The sequence below is a fragment of the Methylogaea oryzae genome (genome assembly GCF_019669985.1).
GTDB lineage: Bacteria > Pseudomonadota > Gammaproteobacteria > Methylococcales > Methylococcaceae > Methylogaea > Methylogaea oryzae.
The window spans coordinates 2,654,005-2,679,728 of record NZ_AP019782.1; the positions used below are offsets into that span (position 1 = coordinate 2,654,005).

Below are 25,724 nucleotides of genomic sequence, written 5' to 3' on the forward strand. Positions count from 1 at the left end.
GTGAGCGCTAACGCTATGGGTTATCATTTTCCCCCAAAACCCCCCCGATCAAAACCGAATTCATGGCAAAAAACCCCGTTCCGTTCCTACTGGCCGCCGCCATGGTCCTTTCCGGCTGCACCCAAAGCGCTTGGAGTTGGGTGCCCGGCGTTTATCGCATCGACATCCAGCAAGGCAACGCCGTCACCGACGTCATGGTCAGCCAGCTCCAGCCCGGCATGACCAAGCGCCAGGTCGCCTACGTCATGGGCACGCCGTTAATCCAGGATGCTTTCCACAAGGACCGCTGGGATTACATCTACACCATGGCGGTCGGCGGCGAGGAGCGCGAAGGCCGGCGTATCACGCTGTATTTCGATAAAGACCTGCTGGCTGGCGTGGACGGCGACTTCCGTCCCAGCGACGAGCCTGTCATCGTCACCGCCCCGCACAGCAGCGTGGTGGTCCCGCCGCGCGAACTCGACCACAGCTTGTGGGGGTACCTGCGGCGCTCCTTCGAGAAAAATTGAACGCCGTCCCGGCCGACCTCAAGCACCCACGTAGCCGGTCACTTCCTCGCGGTCGTGATAGAGCTGTTTGAATCGCACGCGGCCGGCTAGCGGGCCGCCCGCCACGGCGGCCTCGATAATCTCGCCGCACCGCCGCACTTCCTCGTAGCGCCTTTTCATCGGCAGCTTCAGGTTGAAAATCGCGTTGCGGCACTGCCCTTCCGCCAGCCAGCGCCCCATCAGGGCGGCGATGCGCGACGGCTGTTCCACGATGTCGCATACCAGCCAATCCACCGGCTGGGCCGGACGATAGCGAAAACCATCGATCCGGCAGTGCTCCACCAATCCCGACGCCATCAACGCTTCGGCCATGGGACCGTTGTCCACCGCGGCCACGCGCAGGCCGCGCTTGACCAACTGCCAGGTCCAGCCGCCCGGCGCGGCGCCCAGGTCCACGGCGCTCATGCCGGGCTTGAGTTTGTCCGCGCGCTCGCGTTCGGACAAAAACGTGAGAAAAGCCTCCTCCAGCTTCAAGGTGGAACGGCTGGGCGCTCCCGTCGGAAACTTCAAGCGGGGAATCCCCATGAGCCAGGGCGAGGCCCGATCCGGGATGGACCAGCCCAGATGGACCGCGGTGGAGCTGAGAAAAAACAAATGCAGGTTGGGCGTCCCCGCCGTACCGACGGCAACGCCGCCTTTCTGCAACGCCTGACGCAAGGGGGCGGCGAACTTGCGGCAAAAGACGCTCAATTCCTTGGCCTCGTTGGTGTCGGCGGTTTCCAACCGCAAATCGCCGAATTCCCGGCCGAGCCGCTGTATGGCCGGCAGCACCGCTTGCAAGCGGTCGGTTACCGGTAGCTGATTCAGAAATTCGACGCCCAACACCACTTGCCGCGCGAACACCAATTGGTCGACGCCGATGTTGCGTAAATCGGCGGCGTGAACCGGGTCGTGGGGCACGTACAACACGTAACCGGCGCTAGGCTTGGCCTTGCAGTATCCCGGCACGCCCAAGGCGGCGGCGACATCGGCTATTTCGGCGGCGCATTCGTTTTCGAAGCCGGCGCGGCAGTACAAAATCAGGTTGGCGATGGGAGGCACGGAGAGAAAATCGGCTGGGCGGAACCGTTATTATCCTCTTAATTGACCGCTGCGGCCATGCCGCGACTCCGGTGTGCGCCTCGCGCGCACCTAACCGATTATTAAGTACATGACAATCAGCAGTAAATTTTATTAAGATTAGCGACGTGGCCGGGGCTAGCCCTCGGGACAACGCCGGCACGAAGCAAAGTCGGGTGAGGCCAAAGCCAACCCGGCTCGCGATAGCCGTACAACCATAATGTTTAGATCGAGGAAAATTGAATATGTATGCAAAGAAATTCGCCGCTGTGCTGGTTGCCGGCGCTCTGAGCTTGGCCAGTGTTGCCGCTATCGCCGCTGAAGACGCCGCTGGCGTGCTGAAGCACACCAGAGAAGCTGTTTCCAGCGCGAAAGAAGCCCTGACCCATGCTCAAGCCGGCCACAAGGACCAAACCCTGGAAGTCCTCAAGGCTACCAAACAGCACATGAAGGAAGTTACCGGCGATTACCTGGGCGCTACCCTGCAGCACGCTCAAGCCCGTCTCCGTAGCGCCACCACCGCTGCCGAAAAAGGCGACATGCCCGAAGCCACCAAGTTCCTGGAAGAAGCAGTCACCAAGCTGACCGACATCGAAAAGAAAGTGGCAGCTCAGCACAACTAATCCGACGCTTTCTCGAAAGCCTCGCGACAGGGCGGGAACCTCCTCAGGTTCCCGCCCTTTTTATTTGCCCGCAGCTAACACACTAAAAGGCGGACGCCCGCGCCGCGCAGCCCCACCCAACCCGCGCCCCTCAGCCCGTCGTCCCAAGGGCTTCGAAACCGGTAAAGCCTACGCCTCCGGACCGAGGCCGAGGAATGCGTCGCGGGCAAGCGTAAGAAAGCAAAAAGCCCCGACTCCTCGCGGAGCCGGGGCTTTTATCGGGCCGGTCTTAGTGTTGTCCGGCCGGCTGGCCGATGGAAGCCGAGTCGTCTTCCTTCGGCTTATCGTCGGCGCTCACCGCCGTGCCGCCGCCGCTGCTGGGCGGCGTATCTTCCCAACCCTGGGGCGGCTGCGGCTCCTTGCCGGCCATGATGGCGTCGATTTGATCCCGGTCGATGGTCTCGTACTTAATCAACGCCTGCGCCATGGCATGCAGCTTGTCGAGATTTTCTTTCAGGATACGCTCGGCACGCTCGTAGTTGCGGTCGATGAAAGAGCGGATTTCCTCGTCGATCAAATGAGCGGTATCGTCGGACACCGACTTGTGCCGCGTCACGCTGCGGCCCAGGAACACTTCGCCTTCTTCTTCGCTGTAGGACAACGGCCCCAAGCGCTCCGACATGCCCCAACGGGTCACCATGTTGCGGGACAGGTTGGTGGCCCGCTCGATGTCGTTGGAAGCGCCGGTGGTGACGCGTTCGGAACCGACGATGATTTCCTCGGCGATGCGGCCGCCGAACAAGCTGGAAATCTGGCTTTCCAGTTTCTGCTTGCTGGCGCTGTACTGGTCGCGCTCCGGCAGGAACATGGTGATGCCCAGGGCGCGCCCGCGCGGCATGATGCTCACCTTGTACACCGGGTCGTGCTCCGGCACGGTCAGGCCGACGATGGCGTGGCCGGCTTCGTGATAGGCCGTCAGCTTTTTCTCGTCTTCGCTCATGACCATGGAATGACGTTCCACGCCCATGAGGATCTTGTCCTTGGCTTTTTCGAAGTCCTCCATCTGCACTTCGCGCTTGTTCTTGCGCGCGGCGAACAGGGCGGCCTCGTTGACCAGGTTGGCGAGATCCGCGCCGGAGAAGCCGGGCGTGCCGCGGGCCAAATCTTTCGGTACCACGTCGCCCGCCGCCGGCACCTTCTTCATGTGCACGTTGAGTATCTGCTCGCGGCCGCGCACGTCCGGCAGGCCAACCGTCACCTGGCGGTCGAAACGGCCGGGGCGCAGCAGAGCCGGATCGAGCACGTCCGGGCGGTTGGTGGCGGCGATGACGATGACGCCTTCGCTGCCTTCGAAACCATCCATTTCCACCAGCAACTGGTTGAGGGTCTGCTCGCGCTCGTCGTGGCCGCCGCCCAGGCCGGCGCCGCGATGGCGGCCCACCGCGTCGATTTCGTCGATGAAGATGATGCAGGGCGCGTGGCGCTTGGCCTGCTCGAACATGTCGCGCACGCGGGAGGCGCCCACGCCGACGAACATTTCCACGAAGTCGGAACCGGAAATGGTGAAGAACGGCACCTTGGCTTCGCCGGCGATGGCTTTGGCCAGCAAGGTTTTACCTGTACCCGGCGGCCCCACCATCAGCGCGCCGCGGGGAATCTTGCCGCCCAGTTTCTGGAACTTGCTGGGGTCTTTGAGGAAGTCGACCATTTCGGTCACTTCTTCCTTGGCCTCGTCGCAGCCCGCCACATCGGCGAAAGTCACTTTCACCTGGTCTTCTTCCAGCAAACGCGCCTTGCTCTTGCCGAAGGACATAGCGCCCCGGCCGCCGGCGCCGCCGCCCTGCATCTGGCGCATGAAGAAGAACCACACGCCGATCAACAGCAACATGGGGAACCAGGAGACGAACACCTGCATGAGGAACGACTGGGTCTCCGGCGGCTGCGCTTTGATTTCCACGCCGCTGGCCAGCAAATCGTCCACCATGTGGGGATCGTTGGGACTGTAGGTAGTGAACGGATCGCCGGCGGTGGTTTTGCCTTTAACCACTTGGCCGTCGATGACCACCTGCTGAATTTGGCCTGATTTGACCGAGTTGATGAATTGGGAGTACGACAATCCGGATTCCATCGAACCGCGACGGCCGCCGAAATTGTTGAACACCGCCATCAGGCCGACGGCGATGACCACCCACAATAGAATATTCTTTAGCATGTCGTTCAAGGGTATTCGCTCCCTAGGGGAAGGATGGTCGGAAGTCTATCGCAAACCCAGTGGCTTTACTATGGAAACGCCCACTGGGCGCAACTTGCAGCCGCCGAATCGGCGCTTTGGCCGGGAGGGATCGCCGGCACATGCTCGGCACCGATCGCGCTAAGCGTGGACACGATTACGATCATAGTGCAAATTTTAGACTAACGCACTGGGTTATTGTTCCTACCGCGCTTTAAAGCCGGTCGCCAACAGGTAAACCTCGCGGCTGCGCGAACGGGAAGCGTCGGGCTTTTTCACGGAGACGGCACTGAAGCAGCGCCGCACTTCCCGCACATAGTCGTCAAAGCCTTCGCCGTGGAACAGCTTGATGACGAAACTGCCGCCGGCCGCCAATAGCTCTATCGCCGCTTCCAGCGCCAGTTCGGCCAGGTGGATGGCGCGCGGCTGGTCCACCGCCTTGCTGCCGCTCATATTCGGCGCCATGTCGGACAACACCACCTGCACCTTGTCCGCCCCGACGGTTTCGCGCAATTGCGCCAACACCGAGTCCTCGCGAAAATCGCCCTGGATGAAGTCCACGCCGTCGATGGCGTCCATGGGCAAGATATCCAGCGCCACCACCTTGCCCTTGGCTCCGACACGGCCAACGGCGTACTCGGACCAACCGCCCGGCGCCGCGCCCAGATCGACCACGATCATGCCCGGTTTGAGCAAACGATAGCGCTCGTCCAACTCCCGCAGCTTGTACACGGCGCGGGAACGCAACCCTTCCTTCTGCGCCCGCTTGACGTAGTCGTCGTTGAAATGTTCGGTGAGCCAACGCTTGCTGCTCTGACTTTTGCCCATTATCCTACCCTCCCCGCCCAGCCTGGGCCCCCCAGCAGCACGTTTCGCCTTCCGGAGTATCCCGAGTGACCCCACAGTTGAAGAAAGCCTTGCGCGCCAAAGCGCACGCATTAAAGCCCGTCATCATCACCGGCCAAGCCGGCTTAACGGAAGCGGTACTCGCGGAAATAGACAATGCGTTAAACCACCACGAATTGATTAAGGTGAGACTGCGCAACGACGACCGGGAGCAGCGCCAGGAAATGGGCCGGGAGCTTTGCGAACAGCTTAAAGCGGATTTGGTGCAGAGCCTGGGACAGATCGTCACGCTGTATAGAAAAAATCCCGAACGCCCCAAAGCGGCGAAACCGCCGGCCCGTTCCCGTCCCGCCGCCAGGAAACCGTCGCAAAGACGGCGCGAAGGAACGACCTAAGAACCGGCTTCGCCCCCTCCCCGCCTCGGGGAGGGACGCTAAGGCGCTCTATTTGTATTCCACGGAGAGGATTTCGAACTGCTTGTCCCCGCCTGGCGCCTGCACGGTGACCAGCTCGCCTTCCTCCTTGCCGATCAAGGCGCGAGCGATGGGGGAGGATACGGAAATCAGGCCGGCCTTGATGTCGGCCTCGTCGTCGCCGACGATTTGATAAACCACCACGCCGCTACCGCCGGCCTCCTCCAACTCCACCGTCGCGCCGAAGACCACGCGCCCGTCGGCGTGCAGCGTGGCGACATCGATGATCTGAGCGTTGGACAGTTTGGCCTCGATCTCCGAGATACGGCCCTCGGTGAAACCTTGCTGCTCGCGAGCAGCATGGTATTCGGCGTTTTCCTTCAAGTCGCCGTGGGCGCGCGCTTCCGAAATGGCTTCGATGATGCGCGGACGCACCACCGTTTTCAGATGGGTCAATTCTTCGCGCAATTTCGCCGCCCCGCGGGCGGTCATGGGTACTTTGGCGGCCATTCGCGTGATTCCCTCAGCCTATGATGACGTTAATTCGCGGTGCAATGCCTGCAGGCAATTGACGCCGCCTTGATCCAATTCGCTCAAGGCGAAACCGGTGGCCCTGGCCCCCGCAAGGGTGGTGGTGTAGGTTACCTGATGTTGCAGCGCTTCGCGACGGATGTAGAACGAATCCGACACGGCCTTCTTGCCTTCCGTAGTGTTGATGATCAACTGCACTTCGCCGTTCTTGATCATGTCCACGATGTCCGGCCGCCCCTGATGCATTTTGTACACCGTACGGCACGGCACGCCGGCAGCGTTCAACACGTCCGCCGTGCCCGGCGTCGCCACCAACTCGTAGCCCTTGGCCACCAGGCCCTGGGCAATGGGCACCATGCGCGGCTTGTCCACCTCGCGCACGGAAATCAGGATCACCCCGCTCTTCATCAGCTTGACGCTGGCGGCGCGCTGCGCCTTGGCATAGGCCTCGCCGAAGGTGGCGCCGACGCCCATCACCTCGCCGGTGGACTTCATCTCCGGCCCCAGCAAGGGATCCACGCCGGGGAATTTGATGAAGGGGAACACCGCCTCCTTCACCGAGTAATAACGCGGTATGCGTTCCTCCACCGCGCCTTGCGATTCCAGCGTCTGTCCCACCATGCAACGGGCCGAAATCTTCGCCAAGGGATAACCGGTCGCCTTGGAAACGAAAGGTACGGTGCGCGATGCGCGCGGATTCACTTCCAGGATGTAGACATCGTCGCCCTTGATGGCGAACTGGATGTTCATCAGACCGACCACGCCCAAGGCGTGGGCCAGCAAACGCACTTGCTCGCGGATACGGTCTTGCAGCGCTTCGCTCAAGTCGTAGGGCGGCAACGAGCAAGCGGAGTCGCCGGAATGGATGCCGGCCTGTTCGATGTGCTGCATCAAGCCGCCGATCAGCACGTGGCTGCCGTCGCAAATGGCGTCCACATCCATTTCGATGGCGTCGTCCAGGAAGCGGTCCAGCAGCACCGGCGATTCGTTGGACACGCTCACCGCTTCGCGCATGTAGCGCTTCAGTTCCTCGTCGTTGAAGACGATTTCCATGGCGCGGCCGCCCAGCACGTAGGAAGGACGCACCACCAGGGGGTAGCCGATGTCGTTGGCACAAAGAATCGCCTCTTCCTGCGAGCGGGCCGTGCGGTTGGGCGGCTGCTTCAGGTTCAAGCGGTCCACCAGCTTCTGGAAGCGCTCGCGGTCCTCGGCCAAATCGATGGAATCGGGCGACGTGCCGATGATGGGCGCGCCGGCCGCCTCCAGGGCGCGGGCCAGTTTCAGCGGCGTCTGGCCGCCGTACTGCACGATGAGGCCCTTGGGCTTTTCCAGGTGGACGATTTCCAGCACGTCTTCCAGGGTCAGCGGCTCGAAATACAGCCGATCGGAAGTGTCGAAGTCGGTGGACACCGTTTCCGGGTTGCAGTTGATCATGATGGTTTCGTAACCATCCTCGCGCATGGCGAGCGCCGCGTGCACGCAGCAATAGTCGAACTCGATGCCCTGGCCGATGCGGTTGGGGCCGCCGCCCAGCACGACGATCTTTTCCCGGTCGGACGGCTCCGACTCGCATTCCTCCTCGTAGGTGGAATACATGTAAGCCGTGGCGGAGGCGAATTCCGCCGCGCAGGAATCAATGCGCTTATACACCGGACGGATGCCGAACTTGTGGCGCACGGCGCGCACTTCGGTTTCGGTGCTGTCCAGCAGCTTGGCCAGGCGCGAGTCGGAGAAGCCCTTGCGCTTGAGGGCGTAGATTTCGGCGTTGCTCAGAGTCGCCAGGGTGCGGGTAGCGAGGGCCTTTTCGTCCAGCAGCAGATCCTCGATCTGCGCCAGGAACCAAGGATCGATGGCGCTCAGCTTGAAAATTTCTTCCACGCCCATGCCGAAGCGGAACGCATCGGCCACGTAGAACAAGCGGTCCGGCCCCGGATGGCGCAGTTCGCGCTGCAGCCGTTCCTTGGCGTCCTCCGCCTTGAGGTCAACCTTTTCCACCAAGCCGTCCACGCCGATTTCCAGGCCGCGCAAGGCTTTTTGCAGTGACTCTTGGAAAGTGCGGCCGATGGCCATCACCTCGCCCACCGACTTCATCTGGGTGGTCAGGCGGTCGTCGGCCTGGGGGAATTTCTCGAAGGCGAAACGCGGTACCTTGGTGACCACGTAGTCGATGCTGGGCTCGAACGAGGCCGGGGTGGCGCCGCCGGTGATTTCGTTCTGCAACTCGTCCAGGGTGTAACCCACCGCCAGCTTGGCCGCCACCTTGGCGATGGGGAAGCCGGTGGCCTTGGACGCCAGCGCCGAGGAACGGGAAACGCGCGGGTTCATCTCGATGACCACCATGCGGCCGTCGCGCGGATTGATGGCGAACTGTACGTTGGAGCCGCCGGTTTCCACGCCGATCTCGCGCAGCACCGCGATGCTGGCGTTGCGCATGATCTGGTATTCCTTGTCCGTCAGGGTCTGGGCCGGCGCCACCGTGATGGAGTCGCCGGTGTGCACGCCCATGGGGTCCAGGTTTTCGATGGAGCAGACGATGATGCAGTTGTCGTTCCTGTCCCGCACCACTTCCATTTCGAACTCTTTCCAGCCCAGCAGCGACTCTTCGATCAGCAGCTCGCTGGTGGGGGACAATTCCAGGCCCCGTTCGCAAATGGCGATGAACTCTTCCCGGTTGTAGGCGATGCCGCCACCGGAACCGCCCATGGTGAAGGAGGGACGGATGACGCAGGGATAGCCCATCTCGTCCAGCACTTTCAGCGCTTCGTCCATGCTGTGGGCGATACCGGAGCGGGCCGAACCGAGGCCGATCTTGGTCATGGCCTCTTTGAATTTCTGCCGGTCCTCGGCCTTGTCGATGGCGTCCTTGGAGGCGCCGATCATCTTTACGCCGTACTGTTCCAGCACGCCGTGGCGATCCAGGTCCAGGGCGCAGTTAAGCGCCGTCTGGCCGCCCATGGTGGGCAGCAGCGCGTCGGGGCGCTCTTTTTCGATGATCTTCGCCACCGTCTGCCAGTCGATAGGCTCGATGTAGCAGGCATCGGCCGTGTCCGGGTCGGTCATGATGGTGGCCGGATTGGAGTTCACCAGGATGACCCGGAACCCCTCTTCCTTCAGCGCCTTGCAGGCCTGGGTGCCGGAATAGTCGAACTCGCAGGCCTGGCCGATCACGATGGGGCCGGCGCCCAGCAACAGGATGGATTTAATGTCGGTACGCTTGGGCATGGTGCTTTGCTAGCCTCGCATTCGGTTAAGACGTTGGTCGGGTCAGTGGTTTCTCGCGTAGTTCCGCATCCCGAATGTCGGGTTACGGCGAAGACGCCTAACGCGACTTACGCATTTCGTCCACAAATCGGTCGAACAGGCCGACGATGTCGTGGGGGCCGGGGCTGGCTTCCGGGTGGCCCTGGAAGCTGAATGCCGGAACATCGGTGCGCTCCACCCCTTGTAGGCTGCCGTCGAACAGCGAACGGTGGGTGGGCTTGAGATTGGCCGGCAAGCTGGCCTCATCGGCGGCGAAACCGTGGTTCTGGCTGGTGATGAAGACGCGGCCCGTGGACAGCTCTTGCACCGGATGGTTGGCGCCATGGTGGCCGAACTTCATTTTCACCGTCTTGGCGCCGCTGGCCAGGCACAACAACTGGTGTCCCAGACAGATGCCGAACGTCGGGATTTTGCGCTCCAGGAAAACCTGGATGGCGCGGATGGCGTAGTCGCAAGGCTCGGGATCGCCGGGACCGTTGGACAAGAACACGCCGTCCGGCTGCAAAGCCAGCACTTCCTCCGCGCTGGTCTGCGCCGGCACCACCGTCAAGCGACAGCCGCGGTCGGCCAACAGGCGCAGGATATTGCGCTTGACGCCGAAGTCGTAGGCGACCACGTGGAACTCGCCGCCTGCGCGCTCACTGTGACCGACGCCCAATTGCCACGAGCCTTCGGTCCAGGCGTAGGGCTTGGCAACCGTCACTTCCTTGGCCAAATCCATGCCGGCCAGGCCGGGGAAAGCGCGCGCCTTGGCCAGGGCGTCGTCCACCGATATACCGTCGCCGGCCACCAGGCAACCGCGCTGGGCGCCCTTGGTGCGCAGCAAGCGGGTCAGCTTGCGGGTATCGATGCCGGCGATGCCGGGACGGTCATGCTGGCGCAGGTAGTCGCCCAAGCTTTGCTGGGAGCGGAAGTTGCTGAGCCGCTGCGGCACGTCGCGCACCACCAGGCCGCTGGCGTGAATAACGTCGGCTTCGATGTCTTCGTCGTTGACGCCGACATTGCCGATATGGGGATAAGTGAGGGTAACGATCTGCCGGGCATAGGAAGGATCGCTGAGGATTTCCTGGTAGCCGGTCAAAGCGGTGTTGAACACCACTTCACCCACCGTGCAACCGTCTGCTCCGATGGATACGCCTTCGAAGACCGTCCCGTCTTCCAAAACCAACAACGCAGGCTTGTTCACGTTTGCACCACCTTATACATGCAAAACGGGACGAGCCCAGCCAGGACCCTTCCCGTTATTCGAAAACTTTCAGGAAGCCTTAGTTACCCCTAGGGGCGGCTTTCGGAATTTGTCTAATTTTAAAGGACTAACGGCATGCTGTCCATGCGGCAAGCGGCCGCATCCGACCGCGCGCCCTCCCCGGCAGGGGCCTTAAGGCCCGCTCAATCCTGCCGAGGAAGAAACGCCGAAACCGCTATTTGATGGATTTCAGCCCCAACACGTCCTGCATGTCGTACAGGCCGCAGTCCTTGCCCATCAGCCAGCGTGCCGCACGCACGGCGCCGTTGGCGAACGTCATGCGACTGCTGGCCTTGTGGGTAATTTCCACCCGCTCGCCCTCGTCGGCAAACATGACCGTGTGCTCGCCGACGATGTCGCCGGCGCGGATAGTGGCGAAACCGATGCTGTTGCGGTCGCGCGCGCCGGTGATGCCTTCCCGCGCGTAGACCGCGCAATCCTTCAAATCGCGACCCAAGGCCTGGGCCACCACTTCACCCATGCGCAAGGCGGTGCCGGAAGGAGCGTCCACTTTATGGCGGTGGTGCGCCTCAATCACTTCGATGTCGGTGTAGTCGCCCATCACCTGAGCGGCGATTTCCAACAGCTTAAGGCAAAGATTCACCCCCACGCTCATGTTGGGCGCCAGCATGATGGCGATGTCCTGGGCGGCTCGTTCGATTTCCGATTTTTGTTCCGGCGTGAAGCCGGTGGTGCCGATCACCATGCGCTTGCCGTGGGCGCGGCACAGAGCCAGGTGCTCCAGCGTCGCTTCCGGCCGGGTGAAGTCGATGACCACGTCGAAGCGGTCCAGCACCGGCGCCAAGCCTTCCGCCAGGGCGATACCCATGGGGGACAACCCGGCCAGCTCTCCCGCATCCAAGCCCAACATGGCGCTGCCCGCCCGCTCGGTAGCCGCCTCCAGAGAAACGCCTTCGCCGTCCTGGCAAGCCTGGATCAAACTCCGGCCCATCCGTCCCGCCGCCCCGCACACGCACACGCGGGCCATGTTTTCGTTAATCGCTGTCATGTCACCGTCCACAGTAGGAATAGCGGGATTTTACCACGACCGCCGTCCCACGCCGCCGCCGAGAGTCGCGCCTTGCAATGCGGCCCATGGGATAAGGCATCCGTTGCGGCAACGAAAAAGGGCCGGTAGTCCCGGCCCTTTTTCGCGCTTAACCCAGCTTGAGGTTTTCCAGATATTCCAAGAAATCCACGCCCACTTCCGGGTGCTTGAGGCCTTGCTCCACGGTGGCCATGAGATACCCCAGCTTGGAGCCGCAGTCGTAGCGCTTGCCGTGGAACTCGTAAGCCAGCACCGTTTCGTCCATTAGCAGGTCGGAAATGGCGTCGGTGAGCTGGATTTCGCCGCCCGCGCCGCGACCGGTATTGGCGAGCTTATCGAAAATGGCGGGCGTCAGGATGTAACGACCCACCACGGCGAGGTTGGACGGCGCCACGTCGGGCTTGGGTTTTTCCACGATCAAGTCGACCTTGCTCAAGCGGTCGGCCACGGGCGAGGTTTTGACGATGCCGTAGCTTTGCGTGTCCTGCTGCGGAACCCGCTCCACGCCCAGCACCGAACAGTGGCGCTCATTGAACAAGCGCACCATTTGCTTAACGCCGCCGGTGTCTTCGTTGACGATGAGATCGTCCGCCAAAATCACCGCGAAAGGCTCGTTGCCCACCACGGACTTGGCGCAGTTGACGGCGTGGCCCAGGCCCAGGGCTTCCGCCTGGCGGATGAAGATGTAGTTGACCCCCGGCGGCGTAATGCTGCGCACCAGATTCAACAAGGCCTCCTTGCCGCGCTTTTCCAGCTCCGTCTCCATTTCGTAGGCTTTGTCGAAATGGTCCATGATGACGTTCTTGGTGCGGCCGGTGACGAACACCATCTCGGTGATGCCCGCTTCAACCGCTTCTTCCACGGCGTACTGAATCAGCGGCTTATCGACGATGGGCAGCATTTCCTTGGGGCTCGCCTTGGTGGCCGGCAAGAAGCGGGTACCCAAACCCGCTACGGGAAATACGGCCTTTCTGACGACTTTATTCATGCGCTGGTCCTTTGTGATTTTGATGAGGTGACTACCCGGCGGGCGCTAGCAGTGCGCGACGGTCAGGCTAGATTCAGTATAGTTCCGACAATTCAAGCCCTTCAACCAAGACTGCGCTGGCGCTGCACTTCGTACAGCAAAACGCCGGCGGCCACGGACAGGTTGAGGCTTTCCACCTGCCCCCGCATGGGCAGACTGACGAGCAAATCGCAGTGCTCGCGGGTGAGGCGGCGCATGCCTTTGCCCTCGCCGCCCACCACCAGGGCCAGGGGGCCTTTCAGGTCGGCGTCGTAGACGCTTTGCGGGGCGTCGCCGGAGGCGCCGGCGATCCACAGGCCGGCGTCTTTCAAGTCGCGCAGGGTGCGAGCCAGGTTGGTGATGCGGAACACCGGCACGGTTTCGGCGGCGCCGCTCGCCACTTTGAGCACGGTGGGCGTAAGCGCCACCGACTGGTCGCGGGTCACCACCACGCCATCCACCCCGGCGGCATCGCAAGTGCGCAGGCAAGCCCCCAGGTTATGGGGGTCTTGCACTTGATCCAGCACCAGCAGCAAGGGCGGATGGTCCAGCCGGGTAAGCAAGTCCATCAGCTCGTTCTCGCCCTGTTCGGCCGGCACCCGCACCCGCAACACCACGCCTTGGTGGTTGACGCCACCGGCCATCTTGTCCAGCCGGCGGCGGTCGCTTTGCTGCACGGTGAGGCCCAGGCCTTCCAGCGCCTGGCGGATTTTGGCGATGCGCGCGTCGCCGCGCTGCTCATCGACCCAGGCGGCGACCACCTTGTCCGGCGTATGCTCCAGCGCCGTCTGGGCGGCGTGCAGGCCGCAGACCAGCCGTTCCTGGCTCATCGCTTGCCGCCCCGGCGGCGGCGCGGCTTGCCGGCCCCGGCCGAGCGACGCCCTTCGCCAGCGGCGGCCTTTTGCGGCTTGACCTGGACCATTTCGAAATCGACTTTCTTTTCGTCCAAGTCCACCCGCGCCACGATGACGCTGACGGTGTCGCCCAAACGGTAGCTCAAGCCGCTGCGCTCACCCTGCAAGCGGCGCCCCACCGGATCGAAGTGGAAGTAATCGCTGCCCAAGGTGGAAATATGCACCAGCCCTTCCACGTAGATGTCCTTCAGCTCGATGAACAGGCCGAACGGCGTCACGGCGGAAATCACGCCCTCGAAGGTTTCGCCCAGCTTGGACTGCATGTATTCGCACTTGAGCCAGGACACCACGTCGCGCGTGGCCTCGTCGGCGCGGCGCTCCGTGCTGGAGCACTGTTCGCCCATGAGCACCATGTCGTTCTTGGAATAGACAAACTCCTCCGGCTTGCGCCCCTGCAGCACGTGGCGGATGGCGCGATGCACCAGCAAGTCGGGATAACGCCGGATGGGCGAGGTGAAGTGGGTATAGCTCTCCAGCGCGAGGCCGAAGTGGCCTTTTTCTTCCGGGCTATACACCGCCTGGGACAAGGAACGCAGCAGCACGGTCTGGATCAGGTGTTCGTCCGGGCGGCCTTTGATCTGGTTGATCATTTGCACGTAGTGGCGCGGTTCCGGTTCGTCGCCGCCCAGCAACTGCAAGCCGACCTCGCCCAGGAAGGAACGCAGATCGCCGATCTTGGTGGGCGACGGGCCTTCGTGCACGCGCAGGATGTGCGGCATCTGGTAGCGCTTGAGGAACTCGGCCGCCGCCATATTGGCCATGATCATGCATTCTTCGATCAGCTTGTGGGCGTCGTTGCGAACGACGGGCACAATGCGCTCGATCTTGCGCTGCTCGCCGAAAACGATCTTCGTTTCCTGCGTCTCGAAGTCGATGGCGCCGCGCTGCTCCCTCCGCGCCCGCAGCGCCTGATACAGCGCGTGCAAGTCCTCCAAGTGCGGCAACAAATCGTAACGCTTCTGCCGCAACTCCGGATCGCCGTCGAGAATGGCCGCCACTTCGTTGTAAGTGAGACGGGCGTGGGACAACATGACCGCGTCGTAGAAGGTGGAAAAAGTCACCTCCCCATCCTCGTTCACCAGCATGTCGCACACCATGCACAGGCGATCCTCATGGGGATTGATGGAACACAGGCCGTTGGAAAGGATTTCCGGCAGCATCGGGATGACCCGTTCCGGGAAATACACGGAATTGCCGCGATTTTGCGCTTCCAGATCCAGGGCCGTGCCCGGCTTGACGTAATGGGACACATCGGCGATGGCCACCAGCAAGCGCCAACCGTTTTCCTGCCGCTCGCAGTAAACGGCGTCGTCGAAATCGCGCGCGTCCTCGCCGTCGATGGTCACCAAAGGCCAGGGCCGCAAATCTACTCGCCCTTGCTTCGCGGCCTCTTCCACCGTCGGGCTGAGTCCCGCGACTTCCTGCTCCACCTCCGCCGGCCACACATTGGGCAAGTCGTGGCTGCGGATGGCGATCTCGATTTCCAAACCGGGCGCCATATGCTCGCCCAACACCTCCAGCACTTGGCCGATAGGCTGATTGTGGCGACTGGGTTGCTCGACGATCTCGATCACCACGATCTGGCCCGGTTGGGCGCCGTTGAGGCGCTCCGCGGGCACCAAGATGTCGTGGGTAATGTGCTTGCTGTCCGGCACCACCGTGGCGATACCGCCTTCCATGAACAAACGCCCCACCACGCGGTGCGTGTTGCGCTCGAGCACCTCCACCACGCCGCCCTCGGGCCGTCCGCGACGGTCCACGCCGCGGATACTGGCCATCACGCGGTCGTCGTGCATCAGCACACGCATTTCGCGCGGAGAAAGGAACAAGTCTTCGCTGCCGTCGTCGGGCCGCAAAAAGCCGAAACCGTCCGGGTGGCCGATGACCCGGCCAACCACCAAGTTGCTTTGATCGACCACGCAGTACAGATCGCGGCGGTTTTTCAGCAATTGGCCGTCGCGCTCCATGGCGTTGACGCGGCGCTGCAAGGAGACCAAATCTTCCTCGTCCGTTACGCCCAGTTTTTCAGCCAGCTCGCCGAAGGCCGCGGGCGCGCCGCCCTCCTCCAGCACTTGCAGGATCAACTCGCGGCTGGGAATGGGCTTCGCGTATTTTTGCGCTTCGCGTTCCGCGTACGGATCTTGATAGGGGAAGCTGTTGGCGGTCTCGTCTACAGACGCATTCATCGTATAGGGGTTCCTTCGTTTGATTTTCAGGCGTAATTGTATAGAACAGTGGCCGCTAGCGATAATCTAGCGAAAAGGGTGTTGACAGGTTAGCGGTCGATATATAAACTTATGTCTTCTTCAGCGGCGCCGCATAAGCCCGCGGGGAAACTTGCCGAGGTGGCGGAACTGGTAGACGCGCTAGTTTCAGGTACTAGTGGGGGAAACTTCGTGGAGGTTCAAGTCCTCTCCTCGGCACCATATTTCAATCCGGTTCAAACCGGGTTCTTTAAAAGCCGCGCTTAGCGCGGCTTTTTTCGTTTCCGTCTCCGGAAAAGTCCTTTTTCACCGCCCGCCGCGCAGGCTGAGACAAGCAGCTTCCGCCCGTCCCTGCCCGCGCAGCGCGGTTTTCCAGTGGCCGATCAGTTCCCGAACGGATCGCGCAGAACGATGGTTTCGGCCCGATCCGGGCCGGTGGAGAGAATATCCACCGGCACGCCGACCACTTCCTCGATGCGGCGGATATAGGCTTTGGCGTTCTCCGGAAGCTGGGCGTAATCGGTCACGCCCGCCGTCGACTGCGTCCAGCCGGGCATTTCCTCGATCACCGGTTCGCACTTGGCATAGGTTTCCGCCCCCACCGGCGCGGTCGTAACCTCCTTGCCGTCGATGCGATACGCCACGCAGATGCCGATCTTCTCCATACCGTCGAGCACGTCCAGCTTGGTCAGGCACATGCCGGTCAGGCTGTTGAGCTTGGCGGATTTACGCATGGATACGGCGTCGAACCAGCCACAACGACGGCGGCGGCCGGTGGTGGCGCCGTATTCATGGCCCTTGGCGGTGAGGTGCTCGCCCACCTCGCAGAACAGTTCCGTCGGGAACGGCCCGTTGCCCACGCGAGTGGAGTAGGCCTTGGTGATGCCCAGCACGTAATCAAACTCCAACGGCCCCAGGCCGGTGCCGCTGGCCGCGCCGCCCGCCGTGGTATTGGACGAGGTCACATAAGGGTAGGTGCCGTGGTCGATATCCAACAACGCGCCCTGCGCGCCTTCGAACAGCAGCCGCGACTTGCGTTCGGCATAGCCGTGCAGCAGGTCGGCCACGTCCGCCAGCATGGGCTTGACCTGTTCGCCCAGCGCGAGGGTTTCTTCCAAGGTTTTGGCGTAGTCCACCGCCGGCTCCTTGAAATACTCGGTGAGCATGAAATTGTGGGTTTCCAGCAGCTCCCGCAGGCGTTCGGCGAAATAGTCCGGCGTCAGCAAGTCGCCCACGCGCAGGCCGCGGCGCGCGACCTTGTCTTCGTATGCCGGTCCGATGCCGCGCCCCGTGGTGCCGATAGCCTTGGCGCCGCGGGCTTTCTCCCGAGCCAAGTCCAACGCCACGTGCACCGGCAGGATCAGCGGGCAGGCCAAGCTGATTTTCAGGCGCTGACGCACCGGCACGCCGGCCTGCTCCAAAATCTCGATTTCCTTGAACAGCGCTTCCAGCGACAACACCACGCCGTTGCCGATAAGACAGGACACGCCTTCGCGCAACACGCCGGAAGGAATCAGGTGCAACACCGTTTTTTCGCCGTCGATCACCAAGGTGTGGCCGGCATTGTGCCCGCCCTGAAAACGCACCACGGCATCGGCCCGCTCCGTCAGCAGGTCGACCAGCTTACCTTTACCCTCGTCACCCCATTGGGTGCCGATCACAATTACGTTATTGGCCATATCGTCTCTTCTTGATTTACCGGGCAACGGGTGTTGCAACCCAACCCGCCGCCGTTTTTTCCAAGCGCAGACCGCAACCCATGGCGGCCGCATCGCCCACTTGCCCGGGCAAAGCTTCGATTACCGTTTTGCCTTCGGCGCGCAAATCCCGAATGGCGTCCCACAAACCCGGATCGTCGCCCGCGGGCGCGAAAATCGCCCCCCGATCCGACTCCGGCGCACTGGGAGCCCCCAGCCGCGCCAGCACTTTCAGGTCGGCGCTAAAGCCGGTGGCCGGGCGCGCCCGGCCGAATATCTTGCCGATTTCGTCATAACGGCCGCCGCGCGCCACCTCCTTGCCGCAGCCCGGAACAAAGGCGGCGAAGACCATGCCGGTCTGGTAGTGGTAACCGCGCAACTCGGCCAGATCCACGTATATGGGCAGGGACGGAAAACGCTGGCGCAACTGGTTCCAGACCGTTTCCAACTCGGCCAGGGCGTCCGCCACCACCGCGCCGGCGCCGGCCAACACAGCTCGCGCACGCGGCAACAACTCCGCGCCGCCGTTCAAATCCGGCAATTGCAAAAACATGTCCCGCAACTGGCCTTGTACGCCATAAACGTCCAGCAATTCGCGCAGCTCGACCTGGGCCTTGCGCTGCAGTACGTCGAACAGGGCAGCCTCTTGATCGCCGTCCAAACCGGCTTGGCGCACCAATTCCCGATAAATCGCCACGTTCCCCAAGTCCAGGTGCACATCGAGCACTCCCGACTGAGCCAGCAACTCCAGCATCAAGCGGATGATTTCCAAATCGCTGGCCGCTCCCCGATGGCCGTACAATTCGGCGCCGACTTGAATGGGGCTGCGCGATTTCTCCAGATGGTCGCCCACGGTATGCAGCACCGTGCCGATGTAACACAGCCGGGTCGGCTCCTCGCGTTTGAGATGATGGGCGTCCAAACGGGCCACCTGGGGCGTCATGTCGGCGCGGATGCCCAACATTCGTCCGCTCAACTGGTCGGTGAGCTTGAAAGTCTGCAGATCCAGCTCGCGACCGGTACCGGTGAGCAGGGACTCCACGTAATCGATGAACGGCGGAATAACCAACTGGTATCCCCACACGTCGAACAGATCGAGCAAGCGCCGCCGCAAGCGCTCCAGATTCCGCGCTTCTTGCGGCAGCACCTCTTCGACGCCTTCCGGCAAGAGCCAGCGGTCACGTTGGGCCGTATCCATGAGTGTCATTGAAACGTATTAAGAAGGAAAATGAGAAAACCGGTATCAAAGCCAGGGGGCGCCCACCTGGGTGCCCCCTGTTCATCCTCGCCCCGCCGACGGACGGGGCGAAGCCTGGCTAAGCGATCAAGGCTGATCCGGCCTTAGCCGAAAGCGCGAAACGGCAAGAAGCCTATTTTTCCTTTTCCTTCTTGAAGTAGCGGAAGAAGTCGGAATCCGGCTCCAACACCACCGTCGCGTCCTTGTTCTTGAAGGTCTTGGTATAAGCGTTCAAGCTGCCGTAGAAAGCGAAGAACTCGGGGTTCTTGCCATAGGCCTTGGAGTAGATGTCCGCCGCCGTGGCGTCGCCTTCGCCGCGCAAGGTCTCCGCCTCGCGATAAGCGTCGCCGAACAGCACCTCGCGTTGGCGATCCGCATCGGCGCGGATGCGCTCGGCCGCTTCGGCGCCGCGGGACCGCAGCTCCTTCGCCACCCGCGCCCGCTCCGCCTCCATACGGTGATACACCGAGGCGCTGACTTCCGGCGGCAGCTCCACCCGCATCACGCGGATATCGACGATTTCGATACCCAATTCCTCCGCCATGGGGCTGGAGTTTTTGATGAGGATGCTGCGCGTTTGGCCGCGGCCCGCCGATACCAACTCGCGGATGGTGCGCTTGCTGAACTCGCCGCGCATGCCGTCCTTGATGATGGGGTCGAGGCGGTTATTCGCCTGCACCACGTCACCGGACACCGTGGTATAGAACTTGGCCGGATCCTTGATGCGCCATTTGACGTAGGAATCCACCAGCACGTTTTTCTTTTCCGAGGTCAGGAAACGCTCCGGTTTCAGGTCCAGCGTCAACACGCGCGCGTCGAACTTCTTGACGTTGTTGTAGATGGGGATGGTGAAGTGCAACCCCGGCGTGAAATCGGTTTTGACGATTTCACCCAGACGGAACTGAATGGCCTTTTGCGTCTCCGAAACGGTGAACAACGACAGGTAGCCGCCAACCAAAACCAGAGCCACGGCAATAAGAATTCGATTCTGCGTCATGGTTACTGCCCCCTTGCTTCACGGCCGCGGACGGAAGACCGCCAAGGCTTGCTCTCACTCACCGGCGCCGCAGGCGCCTGACTGCTTGCCGGCGCGGACACGGGCGCTTCGGCCTTGGGCGCGGCGTCTTCGCCGGCGCTCGCCGCGGCGGCGCCGGGCGCGCTCATTAGCTTGTCCAGCGGCAGATACACCATGTTATTGCCGGCTTTGGAATCCACCATGACCGTGTGGCTACCATGCAGCACCGACTGCATCGCGTCCAGATACAAGCGCTTGCGTGTCACTTCCGGCGCCTTTTCATACTCGGCCAGCATCTTGTTGAAGCGGCTGGCGTCACCCTGGGCGCGGGCGATGACTTTCTGCTTATACCCTTCGGCTTCCTGCGTCTGGCGCGCGGCCGCGCCGCGAGCCTTGGGAATCACGTCGTTGGCGTAGGATTCCGCCTCGTTTTTCAGGCGCTGCTCGTCTTCCCGCGCCTTGATCGCATCCTCGAAAGCCCCCTGCACTTCGTCCGGCGGCTGCGCGTCCACCAGGTTGACGGTGGTCAAACGGATGCCGGCCTTGTATTCGTCCAAGATCTGCTGAATTTCCGCCTTGATTTCGTCGGCGATCTCGCTGCGCCCCTCGGTCAACACGAAGTCCATGTTGTTCTTGCCGATGATGCCGCGCTCGACGCTTTCCGTCGCCTGCTTCAGCGTGGCCTCCGGATCACGGACGTTGTATAGGAAATCCTTGGCATCCCGGATCTGGTATTGCACAGACAAGCGCACGTCGACGATGTTCTCGTCCTGAGTGAGCATCAGGGCTTCTTTCGGCACGGCGCCGGCCGATTGCTGGCGTCCGCCGCCGGAACGGTAACCCACTTCCACGGAGCGCTGATTTTCCACATTGACGGTATCGACGCTCTCGATGGGCGACGGGATATGCCAATGGGGCCCCGGCATGGTGGTTTCCAGGTATTTTCCGAAGCGCGTCACCACGCCCCGGTTGCCCTCGTCGACGATGTAAATGCCGGTCAGCGCCCATACGCCGATACCGGCGGCCGCCAACAGGCCGAAACCGGCCCCCGACGCGCCGAATTTGTTATCGCCACCGTCCCCACCGCCGAACAGCTTGCCCAGCCTATCCTGCAGTGAGCGAATCATTTCGTCGATCTCGTTGGGTTTGCCGGGCTGATTGTCGCGCCCGCTCCAAGGATCTTTTTTGTTGCCTCCCGGCTCGTTCCAGGACATGGGTTCGCTCCTGTTAGTGCTATTCAGTTGAGGTAACCGCGGCTCGGAAAAAAATCCGCAGACCGACTTGAGTTTCACAAAATCCGGTGCGATCAGCCGGCATCCGCGAGCACCTCGCTTGCCGCTTCCGCCCTATCCAGCAGAGGCAAATCCTTCTTTGCCAATTCGACATCCATACACCATCCGCCGCTATCGTCGGGCACGTCTCGCAGCACGGCGCCGAGCTGGAACAGTCTAGCACGGATCGATCCCTGGGACGCCGTCAGACGCACTCGCCGCCGCTGCTTGCCGCCCGCCAAGCGGCTCTCCAGCGCCTCGGCCAACAAGGTCAAGCCTTCGCCGCTCAAGGCCGACAACCACACGCGCCGCACGACGCCGTTTTCATCGCGCTCGACACGCGGCTCAGCGCCATCGAGCAAATCGATCTTATTAAACACTTCGATTTGTGGGACTTTGTCCGCGCCGATCTCGGTCAACACCTCGCTCACCGCCGCCATGGTTTCGTCACGCCGCGTCGCGCCTGCGTCGACCACATGCAGCAACACATCCGACTCGCAAGCTTCCTGCAACGTCGAACGAAAGGCGGCGACCAACTCGTGGGGCAAATGGCGAATAAAGCCCACCGTATCGCCCAACACCACCGGCCCGCCGTGGGGCAACAGCAAACGGCGCATAGTAGGGTCCAAGGTGGCGAACAGCTGGTCCGCGGCGTATACCTTGGCTTGAGTCAAAGCGTTGAACAGGGTGGATTTGCCGGCATTGGTGTAGCCCACCAAGGACACCGTGGGCACGTCGGCCCGCTTGCGGCCGCTGCGGTTTTGATCGCGCTGGCGATCGACCTTGTCCAAGCGCTTTTCGATCATCCGAATGCGGTTGGCCAACAAGCGCCGGTCGGTTTCCAACTGGGTTTCGCCGGGACCACGCAGGCCGATGCCGCCTTTCTGCCGCTCCAAGTGGGTCCAGCCGCGCACCAGACGCGTGGACAGGTGGCGCAGTTGGGCCAATTCCACCTGCAATTTGCCTTCGAAGGTGCGGGCCCGTTGGGCGAAGATGTCAAGAATCAAGCCGGTGCGATCCACCACGCGCACGGAGAGGGTCTTTTCCAGATTGCGTTCTTGACTGGGGCTCAGTTCGTGGTCAAAAAGAACCAAATCGGCTTCGTAAGCCTGGACCAACTGGCGCAGTTCTTCGACTTTGCCTTGGCCGATGAAGTGGCGCGGATCGGGAGCACGACGACCGCACACCAACTGGGCCACCGTGTCCGCGCCGGCCGAACTGGCTAGCTCGCGGAGTTCGGCCACGTCCTCCGGGTCGTCGTGCCCCCCGGTGTAGACCAATATCGCCCGTTCGCCGGCGTCGGGCCGTTCGAACAGGGCGCTTTCGATAGAGGTTGCCAACTAAGTCAAATACTCCGGTTAAACCTCGTCATCGGAGGAATCGCCATCGTCGCCGCTATGGATGCGCACGGCGCGGGACGGCACGATGGTGGAAATAGCGTGTTTGTAAACCATCTGGTTTACGGTGTTTTTCAGCATGACCACGTATTGGTCGAAAGAATCGACCTTGCCCTGCAATTTAATGCCGTTGACCAAGTAGATGGAAACGGGCACATGCTCCTTGCGCAAGGCGTTAAGGAACGGGTCTTGTAGGTTCTGTCCCTTGGACATCATGTTTTCCCCTTGTTTTTGTTTTGCGCAAAGCTCAAGACGCGGCGTGCGATTCCGGCGTCAATGTTCGTACCAGTTTATCATAAATCCCGCGAGACACCGTTTGGACGCCGGCGCCCTATAACAACGGCGCCAAGTCCCGCAGCAACCGCTCCGCCAGCGATTCGGCAGGCTCGGAGTCGCGCCACAACGCGTCATCCTCGCGCCGCAGCCACGTGAACTGGCGCTTAGCCAATTGCCGCGTGGCCGCGATGCCTTTTTCGACCATGACATCCCAGCCGTGTTCCCCAGATAAGTAGCCCCACACCTGGCGATACCCCACGGCGCGTATGGACGGCAGCGAAACATCCAGATCGCCGCGCCGATAGAGCCGCTCGACCTCCTCCACCAGACCGGACTCCAGCATGGCGTGAAAGCGCTGAGCGATGCGACGGTGCAGCTCGCTTCTATCGGCTGGCGCCACCACCACCTTGACCGGTCGGAACGGCAATGGGGGGGCATGTTCGGCGGCCCACAATTCAGTAAGGGGTTTGCCGGTAAGCAAAAACACTTCCAACGCACGCTGGGTGCGCTGCGGATCGTTGGGATGGATGCGCGCGGCGGAAACCGGGTCCACTTGCCGCAAGCGCTCGTGCAGTGCCGCCTGCCCTTCCCGTTCCCCCCAATCCTCCAGCTCGCGGCGCAACGCGGGATCGGCCGCGGGCAATGCCGCCAGCCCCCGTAACAACGCATTGAAATAGAGCATGGTGCCGCCGGCCAAAATGGGCAAACGACCCCGACCGCGAATTTCCCCCACCAGCGCCAGCACCGCATCGCGAAACATGCCGGTGGAAAAAGCCTCGGCGGGATCGAGTATATCGATGAGGTGGTGCACAATACCGCGGCGCTGCGCCAGGGTCGGCTTGGCGGTGCCGATGTCCATGCCGCGGTAAACCATGGCCGAATCGACGCTAACGATTTCCCCGTCCAACCGTTCCGCCAGGCGAACGGCCAGATCCGACTTGCCCGAGGCCGTCGGCCCCATGAGCAGCAATACCGGCGATAAAACGCTCATCGTCCGCGCAGAAACAGCCGATCCAAGTCTTTCAGCGTGAACTCGCTCCAGGTCGGCCGGCCGTGGTTGCACTGGCCGCTGAACTCGGTGCGCTCCATTTCCCGCAGCAAGCCATTCATTTCCTCCACGGTCAACCGCCGCTTGGCGCGCACCGAACCGTGGCAAGCCACTTTGGCCAACAGCTCGTTGATCGCCACCTCCACCCGAGCGCTGCGGCCGTATTCTTCCACATCGCGCAGCACCGCCCGCAGCAAGCTTTCCGCGTCGCCGTCCGCCGCCAGCGCCGGCACCGCTCGCACCAGCAGCGTGTCGGGGCCGACCCGGTCCACTTCCAGACCCAAGGCGGCCAGGATTTCTCCCGACCGCTCGGCCAATTCCGCTTCGGCCTCGCTGACCGCGACCCGCACCGGCAACAGCAAGGGCTGCCGCACCACGGCGCCGGCCGCCTGCTGACGCTTGAGCTTCTCGTAGGTGATGCGCTCGTGGGCGGCGTGGGCGTCCACCACCACCATACCGTTGACCGACTCGGCCAGGATATAGATATTGTGCAAATGGGCCACGGCGTAACCCAAGGGATGGGAATCCGCCCCCGCCGGCGCATCGTCGGACGAGAGCGGCGGCACCGGCTCTGGGTGCAAATCGCCGTAAGCCTGCACTTGTTCCGCCACGCGCAAGGGCAGTTGCGCTTGACTCGGCGCACGCCATGCGAACGAAGACGCGGCCGCCGGTTCGCTCGCGACGCTCCGCGCCGACGCGTCCCGTTCCGGCACAACAACGGCCGGCTCCAGCGCCATCGCCGGCATAGGCGCCGCTCCCGGCCGTAAATCCGCCAAACTGCGGCGCAAAGCGCTGAACAGGAAATCGTGCACCAACCGTCCTTCGCGGAAACGCACTTCCAATTTCGCCGGGTGGGCATTGACGTCCACCAGCGCCGGATCCAACTCCAAATACAGCACATAGGCCGGCTGGCGCTCGTGGTGCAGCACGTCTTGATAGGCCTGCCGCACGGCGTGTCCTACCAGCTTGTCCCGCGCCAGGCGGCCGTTGACGTAGAAATACTGCATATCGGCTTGGCCGCGGGAAAACGTCGGCAAACCGACCCAGCCCCACAAGCGCAGACCCGCCGATGCGAAATCGACGCGCACCGCCTGCCGCAAAAAATCCTCGCCGCACACCGCTCCGATGCGGCGCTCGCCCTGCGCGTCATCGGCCGCCGGCTTATAGCGGATCACCGGCGCTTGGTTGTGGCTCAAGCTGAACCCCACATCGAAGCGGCTCAAGGCGATGCGCTTGATCACCCCTTCGATGTGGCCGAATTCGGTTTTTTCCGTTCGCAAAAATTTGCGCCGGGCCGGCGTGTTGTAGAACAGGTCGCGGACTTCCACCGTGGTGCCGACCGGATGGGCGTCGGGCTGCGGCTCGTAGCCGCTTTCCGTGCCGTCGGCCACCACCCGCCAAGCGTTGTTCTCGCCCGGCTGCCGCGACGCCAGAGTCAATCGAGCCACGGAACTGATGGACGGCAGGGCCTCTCCGCGAAACCCCATGGTGGCGACCCTCTCCAGATCGTCGAGGGTCGCGATTTTGCTGGTGGCATGGCGCGACAAGGCCAAAGTCAAATCGTCCCGGTGAATGCCGCCGCCATCGTCCCGCACCAGAATCAAGCGGGACCCGCCCGCCTCCACCTGCACCTCGACGTGGCCGGCGCCGGCGTCCAGGGAATTCTCGACCAGCTCCTTCACCACCGAAGCGGGACGCTCGATAACCTCGCCGGCGGCGATTTGATTGACCAACTGGGGCGGCAGCGAACGAATACGCATGGAAAGGAATGGGCAGGGGAATTGGCGGCCATTTTAGCCGATAGCGGCCACGGCCGGGGCGGGCGAACGAAACCGACAAATGGAAAAACCACGGAGCGGCGGGCTTGCCGCCGCA

21 protein-coding genes and 1 tRNA gene are annotated in these 25,724 nt (G+C 62.4%); 4 read left to right on the top strand and 18 right to left on the bottom strand.

Annotation, left to right across the window (positions count from 1 at the left end):
* Window positions 1-62: 62 nt before the first annotated feature.
* Window positions 63-509, top strand: coding sequence for an outer membrane protein assembly factor BamE (locus tag K5607_RS11580; protein ID WP_054772524.1), 447 nt, complete (start codon window positions 63-65; stop codon window positions 507-509).
* A gap of 18 nt (window positions 510-527) precedes the next feature.
* Here K5607_RS11580 and rlmM read toward each other — a convergent pair whose 3' ends face one another.
* On the bottom strand, window positions 528-1,589 hold the full coding sequence (rlmM, locus tag K5607_RS11585; protein ID WP_246598846.1) for a 23S rRNA (cytidine(2498)-2'-O)-methyltransferase RlmM: 1,062 nt from the start codon (window positions 1,587-1,589) through the stop codon (window positions 528-530).
* A gap of 263 nt (window positions 1,590-1,852) precedes the next feature.
* On the opposite strand from rlmM, the gene smbP reads away from it, so the two are divergent.
* On the top strand, window positions 1,853-2,230 hold the full coding sequence (gene smbP, locus K5607_RS11590) for a small metal-binding protein SmbP (RefSeq protein WP_054772523.1): 378 nt from the start codon (window positions 1,853-1,855) through the stop codon (window positions 2,228-2,230).
* 268 nt (window positions 2,231-2,498) lie between these two features.
* Here the strand turns inward: smbP and ftsH are convergent, their stop codons facing one another.
* Both ftsH and rlmE read right to left on the bottom strand, forming a co-directional pair.
* Entirely contained in the window at window positions 2,499-4,421 is a 1,923-nt protein-coding gene (ftsH, locus tag K5607_RS11595; protein WP_221048937.1) for an ATP-dependent zinc metalloprotease FtsH, read from the bottom strand.
* Between the two features lie 222 nt (window positions 4,422-4,643).
* Window positions 4,644-5,270 carry a 23S rRNA (uridine(2552)-2'-O)-methyltransferase RlmE gene (rlmE, locus tag K5607_RS11600; RefSeq protein WP_054772530.1) on the bottom strand — a complete coding sequence of 209 codons (627 nt, stop codon included), beginning with the start codon at window positions 5,268-5,270 and terminating at the stop codon, window positions 4,644-4,646.
* A gap of 62 nt (window positions 5,271-5,332) precedes the next feature.
* Between rlmE and yhbY the strand changes: the two genes are divergently transcribed.
* Entirely contained in the window at window positions 5,333-5,680 is a 348-nt protein-coding gene (yhbY, locus tag K5607_RS11605; RefSeq protein WP_082411288.1) for a ribosome assembly RNA-binding protein YhbY, read from the top strand.
* A gap of 48 nt (window positions 5,681-5,728) precedes the next feature.
* Here the strand turns inward: yhbY and greA are convergent, their stop codons facing one another.
* The 7 genes from greA to rnr all read right to left on the bottom strand — a co-directional run bounded on the left by greA (window position 5,729) and on the right by rnr (window position 15,890).
* Entirely contained in the window at window positions 5,729-6,208 is a 480-nt protein-coding gene (gene greA, locus K5607_RS11610) for a transcription elongation factor GreA (RefSeq protein WP_221047089.1), read from the bottom strand.
* A gap of 18 nt (window positions 6,209-6,226) precedes the next feature.
* On the bottom strand, window positions 6,227-9,451 hold the full coding sequence (gene carB / locus K5607_RS11615) for a carbamoyl-phosphate synthase large subunit (protein ID WP_221047090.1): 3,225 nt from the start codon (window positions 9,449-9,451) through the stop codon (window positions 6,227-6,229).
* A 97-nt stretch (window positions 9,452-9,548) separates the two neighbouring features.
* The gene (carA, locus tag K5607_RS11620) at window positions 9,549-10,676 is read right to left on the bottom strand and encodes a glutamine-hydrolyzing carbamoyl-phosphate synthase small subunit (RefSeq protein ID WP_221047091.1); all 1,128 of its coding nucleotides are present in this window, start codon (window positions 10,674-10,676) and stop codon (window positions 9,549-9,551) included.
* Between the two features lie 235 nt (window positions 10,677-10,911).
* A complete protein-coding gene (dapB, locus tag K5607_RS11625; protein WP_054772529.1) occupies window positions 10,912-11,724 on the bottom strand; it encodes a 4-hydroxy-tetrahydrodipicolinate reductase in 813 nt (270 codons plus the stop codon).
* Window positions 11,725-11,893: 169 nt separating this feature from the next.
* Window positions 11,894-12,772 (bottom strand): UTP--glucose-1-phosphate uridylyltransferase GalU, encoded by an 879-nt coding sequence (galU, locus tag K5607_RS11630; RefSeq protein ID WP_221047092.1) that lies wholly within the window; start codon window positions 12,770-12,772, stop codon window positions 11,894-11,896.
* Between the two features lie 101 nt (window positions 12,773-12,873).
* Complete coding sequence (rlmB, locus tag K5607_RS11635; RefSeq protein ID WP_221047093.1) at window positions 12,874-13,620, bottom strand: 23S rRNA (guanosine(2251)-2'-O)-methyltransferase RlmB; 747 nt, start codon at window positions 13,618-13,620, stop codon at window positions 12,874-12,876.
* A complete protein-coding gene (rnr, locus tag K5607_RS11640) occupies window positions 13,617-15,890 on the bottom strand; it encodes a ribonuclease R (protein ID WP_221047094.1) in 2,274 nt (757 codons plus the stop codon). Before rnr ends, rlmB begins: the two co-directional genes overlap by 4 nt.
* A gap of 153 nt (window positions 15,891-16,043) precedes the next feature.
* Here rnr and K5607_RS11645 point away from each other — a divergent pair.
* Window positions 16,044-16,130 (top strand) — tRNA-Leu (locus K5607_RS11645).
* 161 nt (window positions 16,131-16,291) lie between these two features.
* On the opposite strand, the gene K5607_RS11650 is transcribed toward K5607_RS11645, so the two are convergent.
* From K5607_RS11650 to mutL, 8 genes are all read right to left on the bottom strand, one after another.
* The gene (locus K5607_RS11650) at window positions 16,292-17,587 is read right to left on the bottom strand and encodes an adenylosuccinate synthase (RefSeq protein WP_054774003.1); all 1,296 of its coding nucleotides are present in this window, start codon (window positions 17,585-17,587) and stop codon (window positions 16,292-16,294) included.
* 16 nt (window positions 17,588-17,603) lie between these two features.
* Window positions 17,604-18,803 carry an ATP phosphoribosyltransferase regulatory subunit gene (locus K5607_RS11655; protein ID WP_176569412.1) on the bottom strand — a complete coding sequence of 400 codons (1,200 nt, stop codon included), beginning with the start codon at window positions 18,801-18,803 and terminating at the stop codon, window positions 17,604-17,606.
* A gap of 172 nt (window positions 18,804-18,975) precedes the next feature.
* Window positions 18,976-19,839 (bottom strand): protease modulator HflC, encoded by an 864-nt coding sequence (gene hflC, locus K5607_RS11660; protein WP_221047095.1) that lies wholly within the window; start codon window positions 19,837-19,839, stop codon window positions 18,976-18,978.
* 2 nt (window positions 19,840-19,841) lie between these two features.
* Window positions 19,842-21,071: an FtsH protease activity modulator HflK gene (gene hflK / locus K5607_RS11665; protein ID WP_221047096.1), complete on the bottom strand. Its 1,230-nt coding sequence runs from the start codon at window positions 21,069-21,071 to the stop codon at window positions 19,842-19,844.
* Between the two features lie 92 nt (window positions 21,072-21,163).
* Window positions 21,164-22,444, bottom strand: a complete 1,281-nt coding sequence (gene hflX, locus K5607_RS11670) for a ribosome rescue GTPase HflX (RefSeq protein WP_054774195.1) — start codon at window positions 22,442-22,444, stop codon at window positions 21,164-21,166.
* Between the two features lie 42 nt (window positions 22,445-22,486).
* Window positions 22,487-22,738 (bottom strand): RNA chaperone Hfq, encoded by a 252-nt coding sequence (gene hfq / locus K5607_RS11675; protein WP_054774196.1) that lies wholly within the window; start codon window positions 22,736-22,738, stop codon window positions 22,487-22,489.
* A 118-nt stretch (window positions 22,739-22,856) separates the two neighbouring features.
* Complete coding sequence (gene miaA / locus K5607_RS11680) at window positions 22,857-23,792, bottom strand: tRNA (adenosine(37)-N6)-dimethylallyltransferase MiaA (protein ID WP_054774193.1); 936 nt, start codon at window positions 23,790-23,792, stop codon at window positions 22,857-22,859.
* Window positions 23,789-25,609, bottom strand: a complete 1,821-nt coding sequence (gene mutL, locus K5607_RS11685; RefSeq protein ID WP_221047097.1) for a DNA mismatch repair endonuclease MutL — start codon at window positions 25,607-25,609, stop codon at window positions 23,789-23,791. Before mutL ends, miaA begins: the two co-directional genes overlap by 4 nt.
* Window positions 25,610-25,724 lie beyond the last annotated feature (115 nt).